This is a genomic window from Tolypothrix campylonemoides VB511288_2, assembly GCF_045999855.1.
Taxonomy (GTDB): domain Bacteria; phylum Cyanobacteriota; class Cyanobacteriia; order Cyanobacteriales; family Nostocaceae; genus Scytonema; species Scytonema bouteillei_A.
Genome location: NZ_JBFPMW010000005.1, coordinates 576,904 through 598,688 on the forward strand (window position 1 = coordinate 576,904; position 21,785 = coordinate 598,688).

Sequence of the window (21,785 nt, forward strand, 5' to 3'; positions counted from 1 at the left end):
TCACCATCCCATACATAAGTAAAATTAATTCTATATATAAAAAAATTAAATAACACGTTAATAGTAAAAATTCGGTAAATTCATGTACAGTCGAAATAATACAGGATCAAAGTATTCCTGTGTTGCATTTAGTTAAGCAATTTAAGCACTCATAACAAATTATGACCACAACTGTACAACGTCGCGAAAGCGGAAACGTATGGGAACGGTTCTGTGAATGGATCACCTCCACCGAAAACCGCCTTTATGTCGGCTGGTTCGGTGTACTGATGATCCCCACACTGCTTTCCGCAACCATTTGCTTCATCATCGCATTCATCGCTGCTCCTCCTGTAGACATTGATGGTATCCGCGAGCCCGTTGCAGGTTCTTTGATCTATGGCAACAACATCATCTCCGGTGCGGTTGTTCCTTCTTCTAACGCAATTGGTCTTCACTTCTACCCCATCTGGGAAGCAGCTTCCTTAGATGAGTGGCTCTACAACGGTGGTCCATACCAGTTGGTGATTTTCCACTTCTTGCTCGGTTGCTTCTGCTACTTGGGCCGTCAGTGGGAATTATCCTACCGCTTGGGTATGCGTCCTTGGATCTGCGTAGCGTACTCTGCTCCTTTGGCTTCCGCAACCGCAGTGTTCTTGATCTACCCCATCGGTCAAGGTTCTTTCTCCGATGGTATGCCTTTGGGAATCAGTGGAACCTTCAACTTCATGTTGGTGTTCCAAGCAGAGCACAACATCCTCATGCACCCCTTCCACCAGTTAGGTGTAGCAGGTGTATTCGGTGGTTCCTTGTTCAGTGCAATGCACGGTTCCTTGGTCACCTCTTCCTTGGTACGTGAAACAACCGAAACCGAGTCACAGAACTACGGTTACAAGTTCGGACAAGAGGAAGAAACCTACAACATCGTCGCAGCACACGGCTACTTCGGTCGCTTGATCTTCCAATACGCATCCTTCAACAACTCCCGTTCATTGCACTTCTTCTTGGCAGCATGGCCAGTGGTAGGCATCTGGTTCACCGCATTGGGCATCAGCACCATGGCGTTCAACCTTAACGGTTTCAACTTCAACCAGTCCGTAATCGACTCACAAGGTCGCGCTATCGGAACCTGGGCAGACATCCTCAACCGCGCTAACCTCGGTATGGAAGTCATGCACGAGCGCAACGCTCACAACTTCCCTCTCGATTTGGCTGCTGGCGAAGTTGCACCTGTTGCTATCAGTGCTCCTGCTATCAACGGTTAATCATCAATCTCGAGACATAGTTTAAATATCGTCTCTTTTGTGAGTAAATAAAAGCGTCCTCTTAAATGGGGGCGCTTTTATTTTATTAAGGCTTTTGGTAAGCGAGAATGTGGCAACGGGAAAAATGCGTTAAGAAATTAGACCAATGGTCAAGAGATTAAATTATACCAAATCCGGTTTTCTAACCCCTTTTAACCCAACGATTGGAAATCACCAGAATTCTATTCTGAGGGCATTTTGCCAAAACTTAAACAGACAAAAACAAAGCAGCACCCAATGATGAATTTCAACTTGGGTGCTGCTTTGATATGGATAGTTTGGAACTTATCCCCTGTCAGTCATTTTGTAATGAACTCAGCTGACAAATCAAAAATTACTTAACAGTAACCTTACCGCCAGCTTCTTCGATTTGCTTCTTAGCAGCTTCAGCAGCATCTTTAGCGATCGCTTCCTTAACTGGCTTAGGCGCAGATTCTACCAAGTCTTTTGCTTCTTTCAGACCCAAACCGGTCAATTCACGTACAACTTTAAGTACGGCAATCTTCTTATCAGCAGGAACTGCTTCCAGAATAACGTCAAACTCGGTCTTCTCTTCTACTGCTTCAGCAGTCGCAGCACCAGTACCGGGTGCAGCCATCATCATCATTCCACCTGCGGGTGCAGCAGCACTTACGCCAAAGGCTTCTTCAATTTGCTTGACTAACTCAGATGCTTCCAGCAAAGTGAGTGATTTCAATTTCTCCAAAATTTCATCAGTTACTGCGGACATTGTTTATGACTCCTGTAATGTTGATTGATTAATGGTTAGTTGTTAGTTATTTCGTTTCTACTAATTACCAACTACTAACTAAGAAGCACTTTCAGTTTCACCGTCGCCTTTTTCTTTATCAGCGACAGCTTGTAAAGCACGAGCGAGAGAACCTGGAACTTCGTTGATGCCAACAGCAATCTTGGTAGCCAAACCATTGATGGCTCCAGCAATTTGTGCCATGAGTTGCTCTTTGGATGGCAAATCTCCCAAAGCTTTGATATCAGGCTCTTTCAACAAGCGACCTTCCATGACGCCGCCACGAACTTCTGTTTTCTTGGTGGCTTTCTGGAAATCTTGGTACGCCTTAATTGCTGCAGAGAAATCCTCTTTAACTAACAAAAAGGCAGAAGAACCTTTGAGCAGTTCTTCTAGTGGTTGCCATTTTTCTTGGTCTTTAATGGCAATACCCATGAGAGTGTTTTTGGTTACCTTACAGACAGTTCCCGCAGGACGCAAGCGTCTCCGTAAGTCTGTAATTTCTGAAACTGTTAACCCTTGATAGTCAATGACTATTGCTAGTTGCGACTCACTCAAAGTTTCTTTGAGATCTGCTACTATAGCGTGTTTGTCTTCTATGGATCTTGGCATCTTAATCACCTCCTTATTTTGCTAATAGCTAATAGCTAATTGTGCTTTTACCATTAGCGAATAGCTATTAGTAATTAGCTACAAAAACAATAAACCCCAGCTCTCGCAGCCGGGGTTTTGTAGTAAAGACACTTTTAACAATAAGTCTTTACTTCATCGTCTTTACACCACAGTACATAAAGCCTTTTTAGGATGTACTTTTAGCATTTAAGACGCAAACCTCGGCAGGATATTAAGCAAATAGCACCTGCTGTCTCCGGCTGTCGCTGTATTTAATTTTGAATTGCTAATAGCTAATAGCTAACTGCTAATCGTTAGTTTTTTATTAGCCATCAGCCATTAGCCATTAGCCATTAGCCATTAGCCATTTATACACCTTCAGCCTGTTTCAAATCCCGTAGGGCGTTGACATCGACTTTAATAGAAGGTCCCATTGTAGCGGATACGTACATTGTTCGCCAGTAACGACCTTTTGCTCCTGAAGGACGGTTGCGATCGATGGTTTCTTGCAACGCTTTCAAGTTTACCAGTAAATCTTCTGGTGTGAAGGATGCCTTACCAAACATAACATGGACGATACCAGTACGGTCAGCTCGGAATTCTAGTTTACCTGCTTTAAATTCCCCGATCGCACTTGCGATGTCAAATGTAACTGTTCCACCTTTGGGGGATGGCATCAAACCGCGAGGACCGAGTAACTTACCTAGCTTTGCTACCTGTGGCATTATATCAGGTGTCGCTATTAGCTTGTCAAAGTCCATTCTGCCTTTTTGAATTTCGTCAATCAGTTCTTCCGAACCGACAACGTCAGCGCCTGCATTGCTGGCTTCTGTAACTTTTTCACCTCTGGCAATCACCGCTACCCGCACTGTTTGCCCTGTTCCTTTGGGCAATACCACAGTTGTCCGCAGTTGTTGGTCGGTGTATTTGGGGTCAATGCCCAATCTGATGTGTGCTTCTGCTGCTTCCGAAAACTTTGCTGTAGCTGTTTCTTTCAGCAGCGCTAATGCGTCTAAGGGCTGATAATCTTTGTCTTCTACTTTTTCTAGAAGCGCCTGCAAGCGGCGCGATACTTTTTTCGCCATTTCGCTCTCCTGGGGTTTCTTACGAAGCATTCGCCTCTCCCCCGATAATTTTTGTTATTTGTTTGTTAGTTGCTAGTTGCTAGTTGTTAGTTGTTTTCTTTCCCACTAACTATTAACGGCTTGCCACTAACTAATCTTTGACTGTTACGCCCATATTTTTGGCAGTGCCTTCGATAATTTTCATCGCCGCGTCGATATCGTTGGCGTTGAGGTCGGGCAATTTTGTTTGGGCAATTTGACGCAATTGTTCTTTTGTAATGGAACCAACTTTCTTTTTATTTGGTTCGCTGGAGCCTCTTTCAATTTTTGCTGCTTTAGTAATAAGTACCGAAGCCGGCGGAGTCTTGAGAACGAAGGTAAAACTCCGGTCTTCATATACCGAAATTTCTACCGGAATGACCGTTCCAACTTGCTCTGCCGTCTTGGCGTTGTACTCCTTACAAAACATCATAATGTTCACGCCATGCTGACCCAATGCAGGACCAACTGGCGGTGCTGGGTTGGCTTTCCCAGCATTTAGGGCCAACTTAATGACCGCAACTACTTTTTTCGCCATGTTTGATTAGCTCTGTTTCTCTACCTGATTAAATTCCAATTCTACTGGTGTATCCCGCCCAAAAATCGAAAGCAGAGCTTTAAGCTTACTCCGTTCAGGACTGACTTCAATCACCTCACCTTCAAAGTCTTTAAACGGACCCGAAAGCACTTTTATCTTATCACCTGCAGCCATGTCAATTTTGACAACTGCTTCCTGCTCGCTGGTCTGCTTGAAGATTCTTTCGACTTCTGTATGGCTCAATGGTACAGGCTTTACGTGACCGCGACCTTTGCCACTTCCACGCTTTTGCTCTGCTCCCACGAAATTAATCACGTGAGATGTGTTGCGTACTACCTGCCAAGTGTCATCATCCATCAGCATTCTGACAAGGACATAACCGGGAAATACTTTTTCCTCTGTATGCTGGCGAGAACCATCCTTGCGGATTTTGACTGCTGGTGTATGTGGGATTTCCACCTGAACAATTTTATCAGCTACATCAAAGGTTTGAATGCGCTGCTCTAAATTTGTCTTGACTCGCTTCTCGCAACCAGAAGCGACTTGAACTGCATACCAGCGAGCTTCTTTGGAAGCGCCTAGCGCTGAATCTGCGGTATCGTCTGACTGTAGCGTTGCATCACGCTCACCGTCTGTTGCATAAGTCATCAGAACACCTGTTGTGCTGCCCAAGTAAAAAATTTATCTACTAGAAATATTAGGGATGCGGACAGTGCCATCATTAACAAAACAGCGGCTGATTCGCTCACGAGCTGCTGCCGACTAGGCCAAACCACCTTATCAAATTCTTCCTTGAGTCCTTGGAAGAAGCTCGGAAGTCCTAAAGAGTTGGTTGTTTCCGCTATTTCTGCTTCATTTTTTTTGGCCACGATCGCGCTCCTCCCCCGTTCATTACATACACGCTGCCTATTACTTTTTTTGTAACAGCTCCAGCTTGTTTGAAGCGACTTGCTACAAACACAAAAACTATACCCGAAATCTATAAGTCATACTGCTAACCCAGCAGATACTGCTTTAGTTTCGGGCATTGTCTTAGCTGACAGCGCGCCCTGGAGGACTTGAACCCCCGACATCAGGTTTTGGAGACCTGCGTTCTACCAACTGAACTAAGAGCGCACAAGCTGTTGCTTATTAAGTTACCATCACTAGCTTACACTAGGATAACACAAATTGGCTACTTGTTTAGTTAACTTTGGTCGATGGAACTCTTTATGGCGGCTAAAGCCGCTTTTTTGTCGAGCTTTCTCCCAAAGTTTCCTGCCTGTTGATGTTACAGAGGGCGATCGAAGCGTTGCTTGATCCGGGTCGCTTTACCTACACGATTGCGTAGATAGTAAAGCTTAGCACGCCTAACTTTCCCACGACGCAGTACTTTGATGTTGTCTATCCGTGGGGAATGGACTAAAAATACTCGTTCGACGCCTACACCCTGGAATACGCGACGAACTGTAATAGTTTCGTTAATCCCACCATTCCGTATGGAAATAACAACTCCCTCATAGGGCTGGACGCGATACTTGTCGCCTTCCTTAATTTTAACTCCGACTCTGACTGTGTCACCCACAAATATTTGGGGCAAATTAGATTTAAGCTGCTCCGCTTCTATAGAGCGGATGATCTGCTGAGCGTTCATATTTGGTGCAAAAACTCACAATCAACAATAATAAATCGACAACTAGCATTCAGTCTAGTTATTTTAGTGGGAGCACTTACCAAGTATAACGGTGCTAGATGGAAAATGGACTATAGAGGGCAATCGTCGCGAGAATCCGATTTATGAAATTCAGCGTCGTTATTACGACCTACAACCGTTTAACGTTGTTGCAACGAGCGATTAACTCCGTACTCAACCAGACGTTCCCATGCGAGCTGGTTGTTGCTGATGACTGTTCGCTAGATGGCACCCAAGATTATATGAAAAGCTTAAGCGCTGAACTGTCATGCCATGACAATTTACCACGCCTTGTTTATCATCGCAATGAGGTCAATCAAGGTCATGCAGCAACAGTCAACGCTGGAGTCAAAGCCAGCAGTGGAGACTGGATTAAGTTTTTGGATGATGACGATTACTTAAGTCCCAACTGTTTGGAAGAAATGGTCAGGGCGATCGCACTGCGAAAAAGCGCAGTCATCTGCTCTTGCATTGCGGCTCAGGTAGATATAAACGGAGTTGAAAAGAGCCGCACGCCTGTTGTCGGTCCGGGGCTAGCCTACTACGTCCCGCAAACAGACATTCATTACGGCATGTTGCTAGAACTTATACCTTTTGGTACACCCGTTCAAGTTGCTTGCAACCGTGAGGCTTTCCTACAAACTGGAGGGTGGGATGTCAAATTAACGAGTTGTGATGATATTGATTCTTGGATTCGCATTGCCCAACATGGGGATGCTATTTTTCTCAATCAATGTCTTGCTTATCGTACTGTCTGGACTGGAGGTTACGATCAAAAAATTTCCCTCAAAGTTAGGTTAGACACAAATATTTTAATGAAGGAAAAAATTCATGCTTTAGTCGATGAAAAATACCGTCAAGATATTTTGCCTCTTCAAGATATCAAAAGTTACTTAAAACTACACTGGACTATAGTTGCTCTTAAAAGTAGAAATCTTAACAGTTTTATTAATATTTTCGACCCCTGTATTCTTTCGTACCATGCTTGGCGTTTGTTGTTAGACGCTCTTCTAGTAAGGCGATTGAAGAAGTACAATTCTTCCATTCGCAAACTAGTCTTAATAAAGATTTAGCAAATTTTGGGAATACCAGGACAGCGCGTCGTAATAAGGTACCCATTAGTAACAAATAAAAAGCTGAAATTAAAAGCTTTTGCACCTTCTTCCCCCAGACAAACGTACATCTACCTTCACGTACTAGTCTTTAACAAATAGGAAAAATTTCTAAGGCAATGAACCCGATGGATTTATTTTATAGCTACTCAGAATTAAATCCAATGATTTTTCTAGTTTGTCGTATTGATCTAGAGGCAAAGCTTGGGTGAAAATTGAAATTTTATCACCGCGTTGCTCGATAAAACTATTACCTGTAAGTTTTCCCGTAACGCCTTCCGATGTGACTGTATAGCTCCAATTAATTTTGACACTGCCATCAAATTGCATTTCAGCTTGTTCGAGCCTAAAATCTTTTTGCGAACTAAAAAAGCTCTTGAGAACTCTCTTTAAACTTTCTGCTAATTGTTGTTGATTTTGCTGCTTTTGCTGGGCAAAAATATTGACAATAATAGCTCCGTTTTTAGCTCGATCTTGCCATAAAACTATTGCCTCCCCTGGCTTGCTGTTATCCCGAAATGTCCAATTTTCAGGAACATTGATGGAAAACAAACCTGTTTTAAATTTATAATTTTTTAAATTGCCTATTTCAATTTCTTGAAATTTGCCCGTTTGATAATTTTGAGGTAAAGGAGAAGCAGTTGGATTGATACTCGACTGGCTTGTTTCAGACTTATTGTTATTAGCCGTCGGTTCTGACATGGGAGAAAATATAGCGATATAAAAGATGATGACAATGGGTGTCCAAAAAGGAGTCACCGCTAAACCAGCTATAGTCCAACCTCTCTGATGGGATTTAAAGGCAGGAACACTCGCCCAAGGACGGCTTCTCCAAGCCCAAGTATTACCTTTGAGCCCTAGTAGGAGATTTATGGGTAAACCAATCACAGGTAGACAGGATAGCAATCCGAACCAAACTTGGTTAGTCATGCACCACAATGGTGATATCAAAAATGCTCCCCAATTCCAACCCCTTATCTCTGATGGTACGGGCGTGGATTTATTAAATGTTCCTCCACCCCCTACCCAAGTCGAACCAGTCCCTGGAGTGGCGGTCTGTGAAATATTCTCAGGAGGGCGTGACTGTGAGCCGATAGTTGTAGGCGGTACAGAAGACAATCCACCGGAGTTTGCGCTGATGACAGTTGGTGGCACATTTTGAGAAGGATAGCCACTTGAATGTGCGATAGTCGGCGGAACAGTGTGTATTGTTGGGGTATTGTAAGAGATTGCGAGCGTAGGATCGACACTAGCATCAGCAGGCAATTGCAAGGCATCAAGCATCTCTCGCGCTGTTGGGAAGCGATCGCTTGGATTATAGGCAATTGCTTTATCCAAGACCATCCGCAAACCAGAACTGATATTTGCTGCATACTCATGCCAGATAATATTGCCCGTTCTGGAGTCTAGGGGCAGCTGTTGCGGCATTTTCCCGGTTAGCGAGTAAATCATTGTCACTGCCAAGCTGTACAAGTCACTGCTGTAAACGGGTCTCCCAGCGGCTTGTTCTGGTGGCATGAATCCTGGCGTTCCAATAACTATCGAGCTTGTAGGATAACCTTGAGAATTGACAATCGTAGCCATTGATTCTCGCACGGCACCAAAATCAATTAAAACGGGTGCCCCATTTGCATCCCGGAGAATGATGTTATCTGGCTTGATATCTCGATGGATAATCTGTTTGCTATGTACGTAATTGAGAACTTGCAACAAACTCTTACAGATTTCCCTGACATCACTTTCACTTATCAAACCTTCTGTTTGTACTTTATGAGATAAGGTTTTACCCTGAATGTATTCTTGAACCAAATAAAACTGACCTTGTTCGCAAAAGTACGCGTATAACTGGGGAATTTGATTGTTCCCGCTTCCCAATTCTTCCAAAATAGCTGCTTCTCGCTGAAACCTATCTTGAACTAATTTATAAATCTGAGGATTGTCTGCGATTGGTTTGAGCTGCTTGACTACGCATCGACGCCCAGAGGGTAAGTGCGTGTCTTCAGTTAAAAAAGTCTTGCCAAAACCACCTTCTGCTAAAACCTTCACTATTTTGTAACGATTATTAATAACTTCAGGTATCATTTAATACGGATCTCCTATAATGTCCTTTGAATAAGTCTTATAAAGAATAAAGTTTTGACTTCATCTGAATATTTCATACTTCAGTCCATTGTTCTTTGGCAATCCGTGTTGTTACAAGGTTTGTTGCCTTTGCTATATGTTCACATACAAGAACCAGTTCAAAGATTAACTATGTTTTTTGGGAATACTCTATAAAGAAATGGTATTAAGGATGTAGTGTTGCTGACTCAGTTGCTACGCAACTCAATTTTTTCAGTAACAATACGTACTGTAAAAATTCAATTTAAAATTTTAAACGGGTAGGCAGAGGATATACCTACATGAGCATTGCTTTTCTGCGTTTGGTATCTGGCAGTGGAAACAATTCTTACTCGCTGTTGACAACAGGCGAAGTAGTCATTGGGCGCGACCCCAGCTGTCAGATAGTACTCAGTTCCAATCTCTATGGAATGGTTTCGCGACGACACGCATCCGTTCGCCCATCAAAAACACCAGATGGCAGGATAAGCTATGTACTGTGGGATTTAAATAGTGCTAATGGAACTTTTTTGAATGGTTACGCTTTGCAGGGTAGCCAGGAATTGCTTGCAGGCGATCGCGTTATGTTTGGTAGTAATGGACCGGAATTTGTTTTTGAGTACCAACACAACCAACAGCCTGTCAAAGCACCACAACCCGTTGCTTCCCCAACTCAAGTAGCAGCAAAGCCCGTTCTATCTTCTCATACAGAAAGTGAAGCCAGCTGGTCGCAATTGCTTCCTATCCTGTCACCACCTAAAGACCTGACACGCAAAGCTTACCTGATACCGGGAATTATTACGGTCATATTCGTGGTGCTGTTGTTTTTTGTTCAAGGACGTACATATCAATTCTTACTGGGTTCCTATTTAGCAGGTGGTGTTTTATACTTTGTATATAGATTGTGTGGCAAGCCAAAACCTTGGTGGGTACTGATCGCTTCCATAATTTTTACTATCATCATTTTGGCAAGTCCAATACTGCACTTATTTATATTCGTATTTCGGGTTCTTCTTCCTGGAACTGTGCCTGACGATCCGAGCACTCTCCCCTTTCCACAATTATTTATCCGTTATTTTTTTGGTGCTGGTTTATTAGAAGAATTACTGAAATCCCTACCGATATTTGTATTTTATTTTTTGGGGAGAAACCTATCTTCTCCAAGGCGGGAACGCGTCGGGGTGTGGGAACCACTTGATGGAATTTTGCTGGGAAGTGCCTCTGCTGTAGGATTTACACTATTTGAAACGTTGGGTCAATATGTACCCGGTACTGTTGCACAAGTTGCAAGAGAGATGGGAGAACAAGCGGGGCTTTTAGCAGGGTTGGAACTGCTAATTCCAAGGATCTTGGGCGAAGTGGCTGGGCATTTGGCTTGGAGTGGGTGGTTTGGCTATTGTATTGGCTTGAGTATTCTCAAACCACGTCAGGCGTGGCGGACTTTGATTGTAGGATATTTGAGCGCTGCAGCATTACACGGATTGTGGAACAGCAGTGCGGGACTGACCGGTACTTTGGGAGTTTTTGTTTTAGGGTTGTTAGTTATAGTTGGCGGAATGTCTTATGTTTTGCTGGGATCGGCAATTATTAAAGCGCGTTCTTTATCACCTACGCGATCGCAAAATTTTGCAACCCGTTTCTACGGTTCGTAATGCTAGATTTGACGTAAGTTTGTGAAGGTGAGTGAAATGACCACCACTAAAAAGCTAACTCTTGAAGAATACCTTGCCTGGGACTATGGAACAGATATTCGGTATGAACTCGTAGATGGAGAGCTTTTGGAAATGCCTCCAGAAAGCGACAGAAATAATTTAATTTCTATTTATTTACTCTCTGTATTTCTTAAGTTCGTTCCTCTAGAGCTTATCCGCCATAAAGATACGGAAATTGTGGTAACGGGAAAGCATATACGCGTGCGAATTCCTGACTTGATGATACTAACGCAGGAGCTACTAGTAGCAATTGGGGGACGGCGGGCTACTATTACTCAAGAGATGCCACCTCCCGCACTGGTTGTTGAGGTGGTTTCTCCTGGTAAAGTCAATGAAGATAGAGACTACCGTTACAAGCGTTCTGAATACGCAGCACGAGGTATAGCACAATACTGGATTGTCGATCCAGGGAAGGAAAAAATCATAGTGTTGACTTTAGAGGATGGATTCTACGAAGAAGCAGTGTTTAAAGGTAGCGAACGCATTGTATCAGTGGCTTTTCCAAGCTTGGAACTTACAGCAATGCAAGTTTTTAAAGTTGGACAGGAGTAAACCCCTAGTACACAATGTCACACCGATTGTGCAACAATACAATTGCGTCCCCGTTTTTTAGCTTCATAAAGTGCTCGATCTGCAACTCTAATTAATATTTCCATTGATTCTTCATGGGTAGGAACCAAACTACTGGCTCCCAGACTTAATGTGACATACTGGCTGATATTTGATTCTACGTGAGGTATGTAGAGATCTTGTATTTGCTGCTGAATTAAGTCTGCTACTTTCATCGCTCCTTCAAGATTTGTATTGGGTAGAAGAACAGCAAATTCTTCACCCCCATAGCGAGCAACTAAATCGGCGGGGCGCTTGGCAGAATTGCTAATCGCTTGGGCAATCTTCTGCAAGCAAACGTCTCCTGCAATATGACCGTAGGTGTCGTTGTAGCGTTTGAAATAATCGACATCGCTGAGAATGAGCGATAATGGCAGTTGCTCCCGGCGCAGCCTGCTCCACTCCAGTTCTAACACTCGATCGAAGCGCCGACGATTGGCTACTTGAGTTAAACCATCTAAGTTGATCAAACGTTCCAATTCGTGATTGGCTTGTTGTAGTGCAACCTCAGATTTTTTACGTTTAATCAATGACCCAATTTGAGTTGCGATCGCAGTGACTAACTCCAGAACTCTTGATTGCGGAGCCATGGCATTATTGGAAAGAAAGACGAGAACTGCTAAAAATTCTTCGTTAAAAAGAATAGGAACGCCAAAAGCTGCTTTGAGACCGACTCGGCGAGCAAGATGGCAGTGGTAAAAGATATTATCCTCATCTTCAGAGACATCAAAAAGCCACTCAGGCTGTTTGGAAACCCAAATCCTTCCCGGAAGACCTACATTGGGGCAAAATGTTAATTTCTGGCTTTCGTCACGAAATTTTGATAATTCAGGAGCGCGAGCATACCAACCTTGACTGCACTCAAGGGCTGTTCCTTCAGAATTCACAATCCAAGCTTCACCCAAATCCCAACCAATTGTTTGACAGATTAAAGCCAGAACACTTTTCAATGCAGAATCAATGCTAGCAGCTGCACTAATTTCTTCTGTAGCCGTCAGAAGCAATTGCAACTGAGCATTTTGCTGGCATAGTTCCTGATTTTTCTGTTGCAGTTGTACTTGTAAACTCCGTAAAGCCAGTTGATTTGCCACCCGTGCTAGCACTTCTTCCACTTGAAATGGTTTTGTAATATAGTCTGCACCTCCAAGGTGAAAAGCTTTTGCTTTATCAAGCCCTTCACTCAAAGCACTTAAGAAAATAATGGGGATATCCTTAGTTTTTGGGTTAGTTTTCAACTCCAGGCAGACTTCATACCCTGATAAATCTGGCATCAGAATATCTAGCAAAATTAAATCGGGCGGGCTTGCTTGAACAACCTGTAGTGCTAAATTTCCATCGGGTACAGGTCGAACTTTATAGCCATGTTGTTGCAAGACGTTGACTAACAAGCGCAAGTTGGCAGCTGTATCATCAACTACCAAAATTGTTGCTTTAGCTTTTGGGTTGCTAGCAAAATTCATAAGGGTGTTTTAAAATGTTTTGCTTTTCCCAAAAACCAGTCATCATTTCTCCTTTCCCTTTAACAAGAATTTTTCCAAGCTGAATCTTGCCAGGTAATCTATCGAACTTAACAGGCAATGCAATGTTGAGTGTATCTCCCCATGAGTCATCAGTAAATTCGGTCATGACCATCTAACTAGCTACAACGTTTTCCGTATTTCTATTTACTCACAACTGAAATTTCTCTTTTGTTTCAGCATTGAATTAAGCTAAACAAGCTCGCATATCTAGTACACGAAGGCAGAAGTACGATGGCAGAGAAGCCACTGCGGTGGACGGGTTTCACAGGCTACAGCAAGTGGCGTGGCAGAAGGCGCAAAAGCTTTAACTGTAAGCTTTTTCTCTGTCACTAATGGTTGCTTTATTTACGCCGAACTGTACTAGTACCATTTGTGCGTTTTTTGAGCACTATTCCAGTATAGTGTTGGTTAACCTCCAACCACTAATGTAAGCATCCCCAATTGTTGTCATTGTCTCTAAATCATGTTTTTTGCCAACCAATTAAATTGACAAAAATTTATAATTTCTAGGATTTCTGCTAAATCTCTATCGTGGAAAAAGAGGTAAAGCCTATTAAATCGGTAAATACTCCTTTCAAGCTACCTACACAATCTCTTATTACCTGTTGGCGTAAGGTGGGCATGCCCTACCTGCAAAAATGGTTCAGAGAATTTTTTCCTGCTTGGAGGCATTCGGCAATAAGTTGACAAAATGTTAAGTAGCAGTTGCTGACTTTGAGCTTGCTGAAATTTAAAGGCTACTCGTGCTACTGTGTGCTCAGTAATATTACTTAGAATACATGAATACTAAAGAACTTACTCTTTTGCATAATTTTCTGTAATTATCCTGAGGATTTTCTTGTACTCAAAATTGTTAAGGTGACCTTGGAGGTGTTGGGCAAAGGAGGGATGCTCAACGTAGATTTGAGCAATAAGGTTATCTATCAACTCTAAATCAGCGCAGTTGATTGCTTGCTTCATCTCAGTCACCCATTGAACTGACAGTTTTGGTATTTCAACTAACTCCCTTGAATCTTGAGCGTCGGGTACTTTCTGTTCGTAAACGTAATGTACTCCCAAATAATTGTTGAGAGTATCAAAGATAGTTTTCTCAGATACGGGTTTGCGGATAAAAGCATTAAAGCCCATAGCAAGAGTGGCGGCTTCTGCTTCCTGTGATGTACTCGCAGTCAAAGCAATAATCGCACATGACAAGCCTTTGGCTTGAGCGCGAATGTACTGGGTTGCCTTATAACCATCTAAAATCGGCATTCGTAAATCCATCCAAATTAAATGAGGTTGCCAATCTTCCCAGATTTCAATTGCTTGTTGACCGTTATTTGCTTCTTTAAGTTCAAAACCAAGAGGTGCAAGGAGCTTTACCAAGAGTTGACGATTGTAGTCTGTGTCATCCACTATCAGGAGGCGACAGGGCGGATGATTCGGTTCTAAAGCAATCACACGAGGAGTCAACTTTTGAGATTCTGATTTATTAACTTCAAAGTCGATATCTACAGGTAGGTTAAATGTAAAGGTCGTGCCATGCCCAAGTCCACTCCGGACAGTCATCTCACCCCCCATAAGTTGCACAAATTGGCGGCTAATGGCTAAACCCAAACCCGTACCTTCGTGAGATTTCTGACCTGATGAGGTTTGTACAAATGGCTGAAAAAGATTATCCATTTCACAAGGAGCAATTCCAATGCCTGTATCTGTAATAGAAAATACCAGAGAGTCAGTAATAGATGTTTGATTGGGGTGGGTTATTTCTTCTAAGTTAGAAATAAGTTCTACGGTGAGTGTAACGCTTCCTTGAACTGTGAACTTGATTGCATTGGATAGCAGGTTAATCAAAACCTGACGCAGTTTGACTTCATCGGTACGGATATATTGAGGAATCTCAGCAATGCAATCAAAGATTAATTCCAAGCCCTTTTCTTTTGCTTTGAGGCGAAACAAATGTCTCACTTCATTAAGGAGGTTAACAATATCAAAAGTTTTGCAATTAAGGGTAACTCTTCCTGCTTCTATCTTAGAAAAATCAAGAATTTGGTTGATGAGAGCCAGTAAATGTTCTCCGCTATTATGAATAATATCTACATTTTCTTTTTGATCGACAGGAAGGTTTGCGCTGCGAAGCATCAATTGAGAAAAGCCAAGGATTGCATTTAAGGGAGTCCGCAATTCGTGGCTCATATTTGCGAGAAAGGCGCTTTTGGCTTTGCTGGCTTGTTCCGCTGCTTCTTTAGCAATAGCAAGGGCTTGTTCGGTGGCGAGGCGTTTGGAAATATCTTTCAGTACGCCGATAAAATTTGTCAAGTTCCCTGCAGCATCATAAACTGGAGAAATCTTGAGTTCATTCCAAAAGCTAGTGCCATCTTTACGAAAATTTCGCACAACAACCTGACACTCTCTCCCATCTTTCAAGGCTTGGCGAATTTCTAAAAGACCGGGTTGATCTGTTTCGTCACCCTGTAGAAAGCGACAATTTTTGCCAATAACTTCTGCTACGGAGTAACCCGTGAGGTTTTCAAACCCTGAATTGACATAAACTAGAGAATAATCGGGAGAAGCAGTAGTGATAACGATTCCATCAGAAGTAGCTGCGATCGCTCTTTCTACTATGAGCAAACGTTCTTCTGCTAAAGTCCGAATCTGTATTTCTTGCTGCAATCTCCGATTTTGTTCTTCTAATTGTTGTTTGAGTCTTCGATTTGTCAAATGAGTTTCAATTCGAGCAATAATTTCCTCTGGTTGAAACGGTTTGGTAATGTAATCAATTCCTCCCACTTCAAAAGCTTTGACTTTATCAAAAATTTCACAAGAAGCACTAATAAAAATAATTGGAATACTGCTAGTTGTTTCTGTTGCTTTTAACTTTTGGCAAACGGTATAGCCATCATAGTCTCTTAAATAAATATCTATTAATATAATATCTGGAGGATATAAATTTGCAGAACGAATGGCTAAATTTCCACTTTGTGTTGGTCGAACTTTATATCCAGATTCTGATAAAGTTTTGCTAAGCAATTGCAAGTCACTAAGATTATCGTCTACAACTAGAATATTAGCTTGCGGGATAGTAAATTGCGGTTGTTGAGTTTGTAAAATCTGGCGATATGAACGCAAAGCAACTATAGTGGTTGTAATAAGTTTTTGTTGGGTGAGTTCTAGTTTAGTTTTATAATCGTTAATATCGTAATCTAAGATGACTGACGTTTCTGGTGCTTGTCCGGGTTGAGCCGTTGTTAAAATAATACGTACTAATTGATTTTTTACGACTTCCCGGATATATTTCACAACCTTTAAACCAGCATCTTGGGTTTCCATCACAACATCCAATAAAATAAAGGCTGTATCGGGGTTATCTTGAATTAATTGTTGTGCTTCAACACCAGAGAAAGCTGAAATGAGTTTTAAAGGTTTGCCCTCAAATGTAAAATCTTCTAATGCAAGATGCGTTGCTTGGTGAACGTATATATCATCGTCCACAATCATAACTTTCCATGCATCTGTGACCTCTTTGTATGATATATCATCCTTTAAATAGACTAAACTACCGTCATTTTCACTTACATCAGTCATATTACTGAAAACTATTATTGATTGGTAAAATAATAATGAATTTTGTGCTAAATGAATGCGATACTAACCTATTTTGCCCGTTTTCGCAGCAAATAGTACCCTTAAGGAGTTAAGCTTGAGTTGCTTTTAGCTCGTGTAGAGTTTATGTTAAAGAACAATACTATTAGGGCGCAATGCTTTGCGTCCCTACTAACTACTAACGAAACCTTCTAAACATCAACTTTTGGAAACGGGTTTTCAATTTACCCATTCTGCTCAATATAGACTTTGCCCATTTTCCATCAAGCAAGTCATGGAGCAAAATATAAAAGCAGGGAATGATAAATAATGTCAGTACCGTTGCTAAAGACAACCCTGCAAACACAACAACACCCAATGGTTGTAAAAACTCAGATCCTTCTCCTATTCCCAGCGCTAGGGGAAACATACCCAAAACAGTTGTGATGGTAGTCATCAAAACCGGACGCAAACGTTGAGGTGATGCTTTCAAAATAGCAGTTTGACGGTCAACTCCTTCTCTTTCGCGGATTTGATTTGCCAATTCCACCATAATGATGGCGTTGTTGACTACAATACCCACAAGCAACACGGCTCCAACTATGACTGTAGCTCCGATGGCAGTCTTAGTAATGTAAAGACCGAAAATACCTCCTGCAAGTGCTAGCGGTATTGTAAACATAATCACTAGTGGATCGACTAGTGAATTGTATTGCACAGCCATGACCACAAATACAAGAAAAGCAGCCAATCCACCCAACAATTTGAGTGAGTCTTGTAATTGCTTGTTTGATTCTGTTGCAGAACTGGGTAATACAGTGACACCTTCAGGCAACTGTAAACTGTTTAATACATTGTTGACTTGTGTGAGTGCTTCACTAAGACTTGCACCCTCAGCCAAATTCCCTGCTAAAATCACAACTTGGCGCTGGTTAATTCGTTGAATTTCTCCTGGTGCTTCACCTTGGACGATATTGGCAACGTCACTCAAACGCACTTGGCGATTATTTTCAATAAATAATGGCAATCGCGATAATTGAGATGTCGATCGCACGGATTCTTCATTCAACTGCACCCGTACATCCACCAAACGGTTTCCCCGTTGCAACTGAGTTGGTACACTTCCTTCAATAGCAGTCTGAATCGTGTCTCCAATTTCTTGTGTTGTCAACCCTACAGCCGCTACTCGTTCCCAATCAGGACGAATCTGTATCTCTGGCTGACGGGGGTCTGCATCGGGACGGAATCTAGCTGCGGTCACTCGATCTTCCATAGCAGCCAATACCTGACGCCCTGCTCTTTGCAGAGTTTCAGCATCAGTTCCCTGCAAAATAACATCAACATCTGCCCCTCGCACCGGAGAGTTACTAAGAATTAATCCTCTTACTTGACCGGGACTCAGACGCAAACGGATTCCTGCTAAATTCAGCTTTTCAAACTCAGCTGTGACTCGCTCAACATATGCTTCGACATCCGTACCGGATTTCAAGGTAATGGTGCTAGAACCCCGCAAGGGATTTTCACTGGTATTCGTACCAAACAGAGCACCTCCTGATGTGGAGAAAACATAATCCGTTTCTGATTGCTTGAGAAGAATATTATCAACCGCAGCCATAACCTTACGGTTTGTTTCTAACGGCGTACCGGGGGGAAATTGAGCGTTTAAATTGGCTTGTCCGGTATTGATTCGAGGTAGAATTTCTTGAGGAATTTGAGGAGCCATCCACAAACTACTACCACCAAAAACTAGGATAGCAAGCCCAATAACCAACAACCGATGGCGCAAGACTTGAGTTAAGAAGCTACTGTATCCTCTGGTTGCAGCCTCAAACCGACGATTGAATTCTTTGAGAAACCAAAACTCGGTGAGACGACTCGACCACCGCCATGCTAGCATTCGGGACGCAAGCATCGGTACTACAGTGACCGCAATCAAAATAGAAGCAGCGACAGAAAAGCTAATGGTTAGAATCAACTCATTAAATAGTAATGAGATAAAGCCCCCAATGAGCAAAAAGGGCAAGACTGCTACTAAGTTGGTACTTGTGGACGCAATTAACGCCGATTCTACTTCCCGACTGCTTTGTTCCGAACGGTCAATCAGTTGTTGTTGACTCAAACGAGAGGTGGAATTTTTTCCAGGCGTCATACCAGCGCCTTCGGCAATATTCTCTAACATCACGATGGAGTTATCCACCACAATACCTACACCGAGCGCCAAACCACCCAAACTAAAAACGTTGAGGGATAAGCCAAATAATCCCATAAAAATAATGGCAGCGAGTGTTGCTAGGGGAATTGCTGCAACGATGATAAAAGTTTGACGTACAGATCCCAGGAAGAGTAATACTGCGATCGCAGCTAGCAACGATCCAATTAATCCAGAACTCGTGACGTTAGAAATAGAGTTGCGAATGAATCGAGACTCATCTAAAGTTGGTGTGATAACTGTTCCTTCTTGAATCAAACCGGATTGCCTGAGTTGTTCGAGTCGCTTTTTGACTCCATCCACAACCTCAATTGTGTTGGCGTCTGGCTGCTTCTGAACGCTTACTTTCACCGACTCTTGACCATTCAGTAATACGAAAATACGCTGTTGTTCCGAACCATCTACGACTTCAGCAAAATCTCGCAAGTACACCCGCTTGTTTGGGACAGAGGAAGAGGCGGAAGAGGAAGAAGCGGAAACCGAAGAAGTGGAAGAGGAAGAAGCGGAAGAGGAAGAAGCGGAAACCTCAAATAATATGTTTTTGATTTCGTCAGCTGTTTTAAACCGTCCAACAGTTCGGGTGAGCGGTTCTGTATCTCGCCCCAAGATGCGACCACCAGAAATGTCTTGGTTGCGGTTCCTTAGTTCGTCTAAAACATCAGTTAAACCTACACCCAAAGCCTGCAATCGGTCTAAATCAACATTGACGCTAATTTCTTCTTGAAGACCTCCTGAGACATCGACTCCAGCTACACCCGGTACAACACTGAGTTCGCGGGCTAATTCTTCATCAGCAAATACACGCAAATCAACACCACTTAAAGAAGGTGAAGTGAGTGCAAATTCATAAACTGGTAACTGAGAAGGATCGACTTTGAAGATACGAGGTTCTTCTATGGTGTCTGGTAAACCACTTCTGGATCTGTTAAAAGCTGCTGTTGCATCGTTGAGGGCTTGGTCAATATTTCCACCGGGCTGAAAGTACAAATCCACATTGACTTGTCCTTCTCGCGTTTGGGAATAGACTTGAATAACACCTTCAGTTGCAGAAAAAGCTTCTTCTAAAGGTCTGGTGATTTCATCAATTGCGACTTCTGGTGAAACTCCAGGTGCTTCCAATCTTACGCCAATTCGAGGATAGGTAATTGAAGGCAGCAAATCCACTGGCAGCTTGATGATAAAAAAGACACCTAAAACAATAACTGCTAGCGTCAGCATGAGTGTACCGATATGCTGACGGATCGATATGGCGCTAACACTAAATCCGCTACTTTGCTGTACCTGCTGCATAAGTCAATGCCGGGTGCTAATGTTCTTGAGAATAGGGAGTGGAGTAAAACTCAATGCCCATTTTATTCGTTCGGGGCTAATGACTATTGTTTCTCTGAAAGGATTGAAAGTCTGACAGCCGCGCCATCTTTTAACGGTCTACCACTGCGAGCCACAAATCTTTCTCCTGGTTGCAAGCCTGATAATATTTCTACTTTGCCATCAGCTTTTTCCCCTAGCGTTACTGCTCTAGCTGTTACTATTGGTTTTTTGCCTGCTTCTGTCACCACAAATATTGTTCCTTGGCTATTGGTAGGAGATGGAGAATTTTGTTCTCCCCTTCTTCCCTTCTCCCCCTCTCCCCCTCTCGCCCCCAAGGCTGTCTCGGGGACAAGCACTCTAGCTTGTGCTTGAGTTTCAAAATTAGCTCTTGCTAGTAAGCCACTGCCAATTCTACCGTCACCGTTTGGTATCACGACTTCTACAGGTATCAGACGAGCTGTCCTATCTGCGGCGGGAGAAATACGCGTGACTTGTCCAATATAGGTTCGATCTGGAAAAGCATCTAAGCGAACTTTTACAGATTGTCCTACCCGAATTTTTGCCAGTTCTAATTCAGAAACTTGAACTTCAATTTTGACGCGACTGAAGTCGCCTATTCTCAAAACTTCATTACCGGCTTGAAGAAAATTTCCCGGTTCTGTCACCTTTTCTAACACGGCTCCGTTAATGGGAGAGATAAGCCTTGCATAGGAACGGCGTTCTTTTGCTTCTGCAAGCACTGCTTGTTGTGCAACAACTCTACCTTGGGCTGCGCCTAATGCTTCTTGCTCTGTACGGACTTGCTCTTGTGCGGCGCGAAGGACTTGAGATGTTGTTCTGGCTTGAGTACTTGCTTGTTCGGCTGCTTGTTGTGAAATCGCTCCCTCTTTTAATAATTTCTGCTGTCTTTGGGAATCGACTTGTGCTTGTTGTAGTTGTGCTCTGGATCTTTCAACTTCAGCACGCGCATTGCTCACTTGTGCTTTTACTCTTGCGACTTCCGATCTCAAAGCTGCTAATTCTGCTTCTGCTTGATTTTGAGTGGTTCTTAACAGAGCATCATCTACTTGTCCGATCGCTTGTCCTTGATTGACGCGATCGCCTACATCTACGTTTAGTGCCAAAAGCTGTCCTTCTACTCGCGATCGCAGCGATACAGTCCGGAAGGGTACAGTCGTTCCCGTATACTCCGGTTCTTGACGCAGCAATCCCGTTCGAGCTGTTGCTACATCCACAGGGACTGCACCTCCACCTCTTTGATTGTTTCCCGGACTCCGTGACTGAGCCTCAGCTGATTCTTTTGGCAACGAACCACAACCTGCTGTCAGCAGTCCTACACTTAGTATTGAAGCAATCAAAACGTTTTTCCGATTCACTTGTTTTGGCATGGAGGTGATGTTTGGCTGTTGTAATTTTCTGACAACCGTACATATTTGCTGGTGTGTTCTTTTCCGTATTTTATTTCCTTCCAAAAGCATTGACATTGCTCCTACTTGGGTAGTTTACTGCTCCCATTAGTTTTATTTTCTAAAAGTTTATACTCTAAGTAAATATATGTTATGACACTCTAGCAGCTTCGACTACAGTCATTCTTTAAACGACCGCAATTTCACTGACTTGTTTTTATTTTTAGTTACATAAATTGCCTGAAGTTTCTTAATTAAATTATAACAATTGTTAAATTTTTATCAGATC

At 42.7% G+C, this 21,785-nt stretch carries 17 protein-coding genes, 1 tRNA gene and 1 other annotated feature; of the genes, 4 read left to right on the forward strand and 14 right to left on the reverse strand.

Going from position 1 to position 21,785, the window contains the following annotated elements:
• The first annotated feature begins 161 nt into the window (after nucleotides 1-161).
• A complete protein-coding gene (psbA, locus tag AB0756_RS18910; protein ID WP_038083742.1) occupies nucleotides 162-1,244 on the forward strand; it encodes a photosystem II q(b) protein in 1,083 nt (360 codons plus the stop codon).
• A gap of 373 nt (nucleotides 1,245-1,617) precedes the next feature.
• Here psbA and rplL read toward each other — a convergent pair whose 3' ends face one another.
• From rplL to rplS, 8 genes are all read right to left on the reverse strand, one after another.
• Nucleotides 1,618-2,013 (reverse strand): 50S ribosomal protein L7/L12, encoded by a 396-nt coding sequence (gene rplL / locus AB0756_RS18915; RefSeq protein WP_038083745.1) that lies wholly within the window; start codon nucleotides 2,011-2,013, stop codon nucleotides 1,618-1,620.
• A 78-nt stretch (nucleotides 2,014-2,091) separates the two neighbouring features.
• Nucleotides 2,092-2,643 carry a 50S ribosomal protein L10 gene (rplJ, locus tag AB0756_RS18920; protein ID WP_038083747.1) on the reverse strand — a complete coding sequence of 184 codons (552 nt, stop codon included), beginning with the start codon at nucleotides 2,641-2,643 and terminating at the stop codon, nucleotides 2,092-2,094.
• 79 nt (nucleotides 2,644-2,722) lie between these two features.
• Nucleotides 2,723-2,921: a sequence feature (ribosomal protein L10 leader region), on the reverse strand.
• A 90-nt stretch (nucleotides 2,922-3,011) separates the two neighbouring features.
• Nucleotides 3,012-3,728, reverse strand: a complete 717-nt coding sequence (gene rplA / locus AB0756_RS18925; protein WP_038083950.1) for a 50S ribosomal protein L1 — start codon at nucleotides 3,726-3,728, stop codon at nucleotides 3,012-3,014.
• 130 nt (nucleotides 3,729-3,858) lie between these two features.
• Nucleotides 3,859-4,284, reverse strand: a complete 426-nt coding sequence (gene rplK, locus AB0756_RS18930; protein ID WP_038083749.1) for a 50S ribosomal protein L11 — start codon at nucleotides 4,282-4,284, stop codon at nucleotides 3,859-3,861.
• Between the two features lie 6 nt (nucleotides 4,285-4,290).
• The gene (gene nusG / locus AB0756_RS18935) at nucleotides 4,291-4,932 is read right to left on the reverse strand and encodes a transcription termination/antitermination protein NusG (RefSeq protein WP_038083751.1); all 642 of its coding nucleotides are present in this window, start codon (nucleotides 4,930-4,932) and stop codon (nucleotides 4,291-4,293) included.
• Nucleotides 4,932-5,153, reverse strand: coding sequence for a preprotein translocase subunit SecE (gene secE, locus AB0756_RS18940; RefSeq protein ID WP_038083753.1), 222 nt, complete (start codon nucleotides 5,151-5,153; stop codon nucleotides 4,932-4,934). The genes nusG and secE overlap by 1 nt, the downstream gene beginning before the upstream one ends.
• Before the next feature lie 174 nt (nucleotides 5,154-5,327).
• Nucleotides 5,328-5,400, reverse strand: a tRNA-Trp gene (locus AB0756_RS18945).
• 154 nt (nucleotides 5,401-5,554) lie between these two features.
• Nucleotides 5,555-5,917, reverse strand: coding sequence for a 50S ribosomal protein L19 (rplS, locus tag AB0756_RS18950; protein ID WP_038083755.1), 363 nt, complete (start codon nucleotides 5,915-5,917; stop codon nucleotides 5,555-5,557).
• A gap of 143 nt (nucleotides 5,918-6,060) precedes the next feature.
• Here rplS and AB0756_RS18955 point away from each other — a divergent pair, with 143 nt between their 5' ends.
• On the forward strand, nucleotides 6,061-7,029 hold the full coding sequence (locus AB0756_RS18955; protein ID WP_038083757.1) for a glycosyltransferase family 2 protein: 969 nt from the start codon (nucleotides 6,061-6,063) through the stop codon (nucleotides 7,027-7,029).
• A 150-nt stretch (nucleotides 7,030-7,179) separates the two neighbouring features.
• Here the strand turns inward: AB0756_RS18955 and AB0756_RS18960 are convergent, their stop codons facing one another.
• On the reverse strand, nucleotides 7,180-9,150 hold the full coding sequence (locus AB0756_RS18960; protein ID WP_038083759.1) for a serine/threonine-protein kinase: 1,971 nt from the start codon (nucleotides 9,148-9,150) through the stop codon (nucleotides 7,180-7,182).
• Between the two features lie 320 nt (nucleotides 9,151-9,470).
• Between AB0756_RS18960 and AB0756_RS18965 the strand changes: the two genes are divergently transcribed.
• Together AB0756_RS18965 and AB0756_RS18970 are read left to right on the forward strand one after the other, a co-directional pair.
• Complete coding sequence (locus tag AB0756_RS18965; RefSeq protein ID WP_038083761.1) at nucleotides 9,471-10,820, forward strand: PrsW family glutamic-type intramembrane protease; 1,350 nt, start codon at nucleotides 9,471-9,473, stop codon at nucleotides 10,818-10,820.
• 36 nt (nucleotides 10,821-10,856) lie between these two features.
• Nucleotides 10,857-11,432, forward strand: a complete 576-nt coding sequence (locus AB0756_RS18970; protein WP_038083763.1) for a Uma2 family endonuclease — start codon at nucleotides 10,857-10,859, stop codon at nucleotides 11,430-11,432.
• A gap of 17 nt (nucleotides 11,433-11,449) precedes the next feature.
• On the opposite strand, the gene AB0756_RS18975 is transcribed toward AB0756_RS18970, so the two are convergent.
• The 5 genes from AB0756_RS18975 to AB0756_RS18995 all read right to left on the reverse strand — a co-directional run bounded on the left by AB0756_RS18975 (nucleotide 11,450) and on the right by AB0756_RS18995 (nucleotide 21,568).
• The gene (locus AB0756_RS18975) at nucleotides 11,450-12,949 is read right to left on the reverse strand and encodes a diguanylate cyclase domain-containing protein (protein ID WP_038083765.1); all 1,500 of its coding nucleotides are present in this window, start codon (nucleotides 12,947-12,949) and stop codon (nucleotides 11,450-11,452) included.
• Nucleotides 12,936-13,115 (reverse strand): adenylate/guanylate cyclase domain-containing protein, encoded by a 180-nt coding sequence (locus AB0756_RS18980; RefSeq protein WP_137986315.1) that lies wholly within the window; start codon nucleotides 13,113-13,115, stop codon nucleotides 12,936-12,938. The genes AB0756_RS18975 and AB0756_RS18980 overlap by 14 nt, the downstream gene beginning before the upstream one ends.
• Before the next feature lie 689 nt (nucleotides 13,116-13,804).
• Nucleotides 13,805-16,573: a response regulator gene (locus tag AB0756_RS18985; RefSeq protein ID WP_038083769.1), complete on the reverse strand. Its 2,769-nt coding sequence runs from the start codon at nucleotides 16,571-16,573 to the stop codon at nucleotides 13,805-13,807.
• A gap of 196 nt (nucleotides 16,574-16,769) precedes the next feature.
• Nucleotides 16,770-20,069: an efflux RND transporter permease subunit gene (locus AB0756_RS18990; RefSeq protein ID WP_038083771.1), complete on the reverse strand. Its 3,300-nt coding sequence runs from the start codon at nucleotides 20,067-20,069 to the stop codon at nucleotides 16,770-16,772.
• 83 nt (nucleotides 20,070-20,152) lie between these two features.
• Complete coding sequence (locus tag AB0756_RS18995; protein ID WP_082051721.1) at nucleotides 20,153-21,568, reverse strand: efflux RND transporter periplasmic adaptor subunit; 1,416 nt, start codon at nucleotides 21,566-21,568, stop codon at nucleotides 20,153-20,155.
• Between the last annotated feature and the right edge of the window lie 217 nt (nucleotides 21,569-21,785).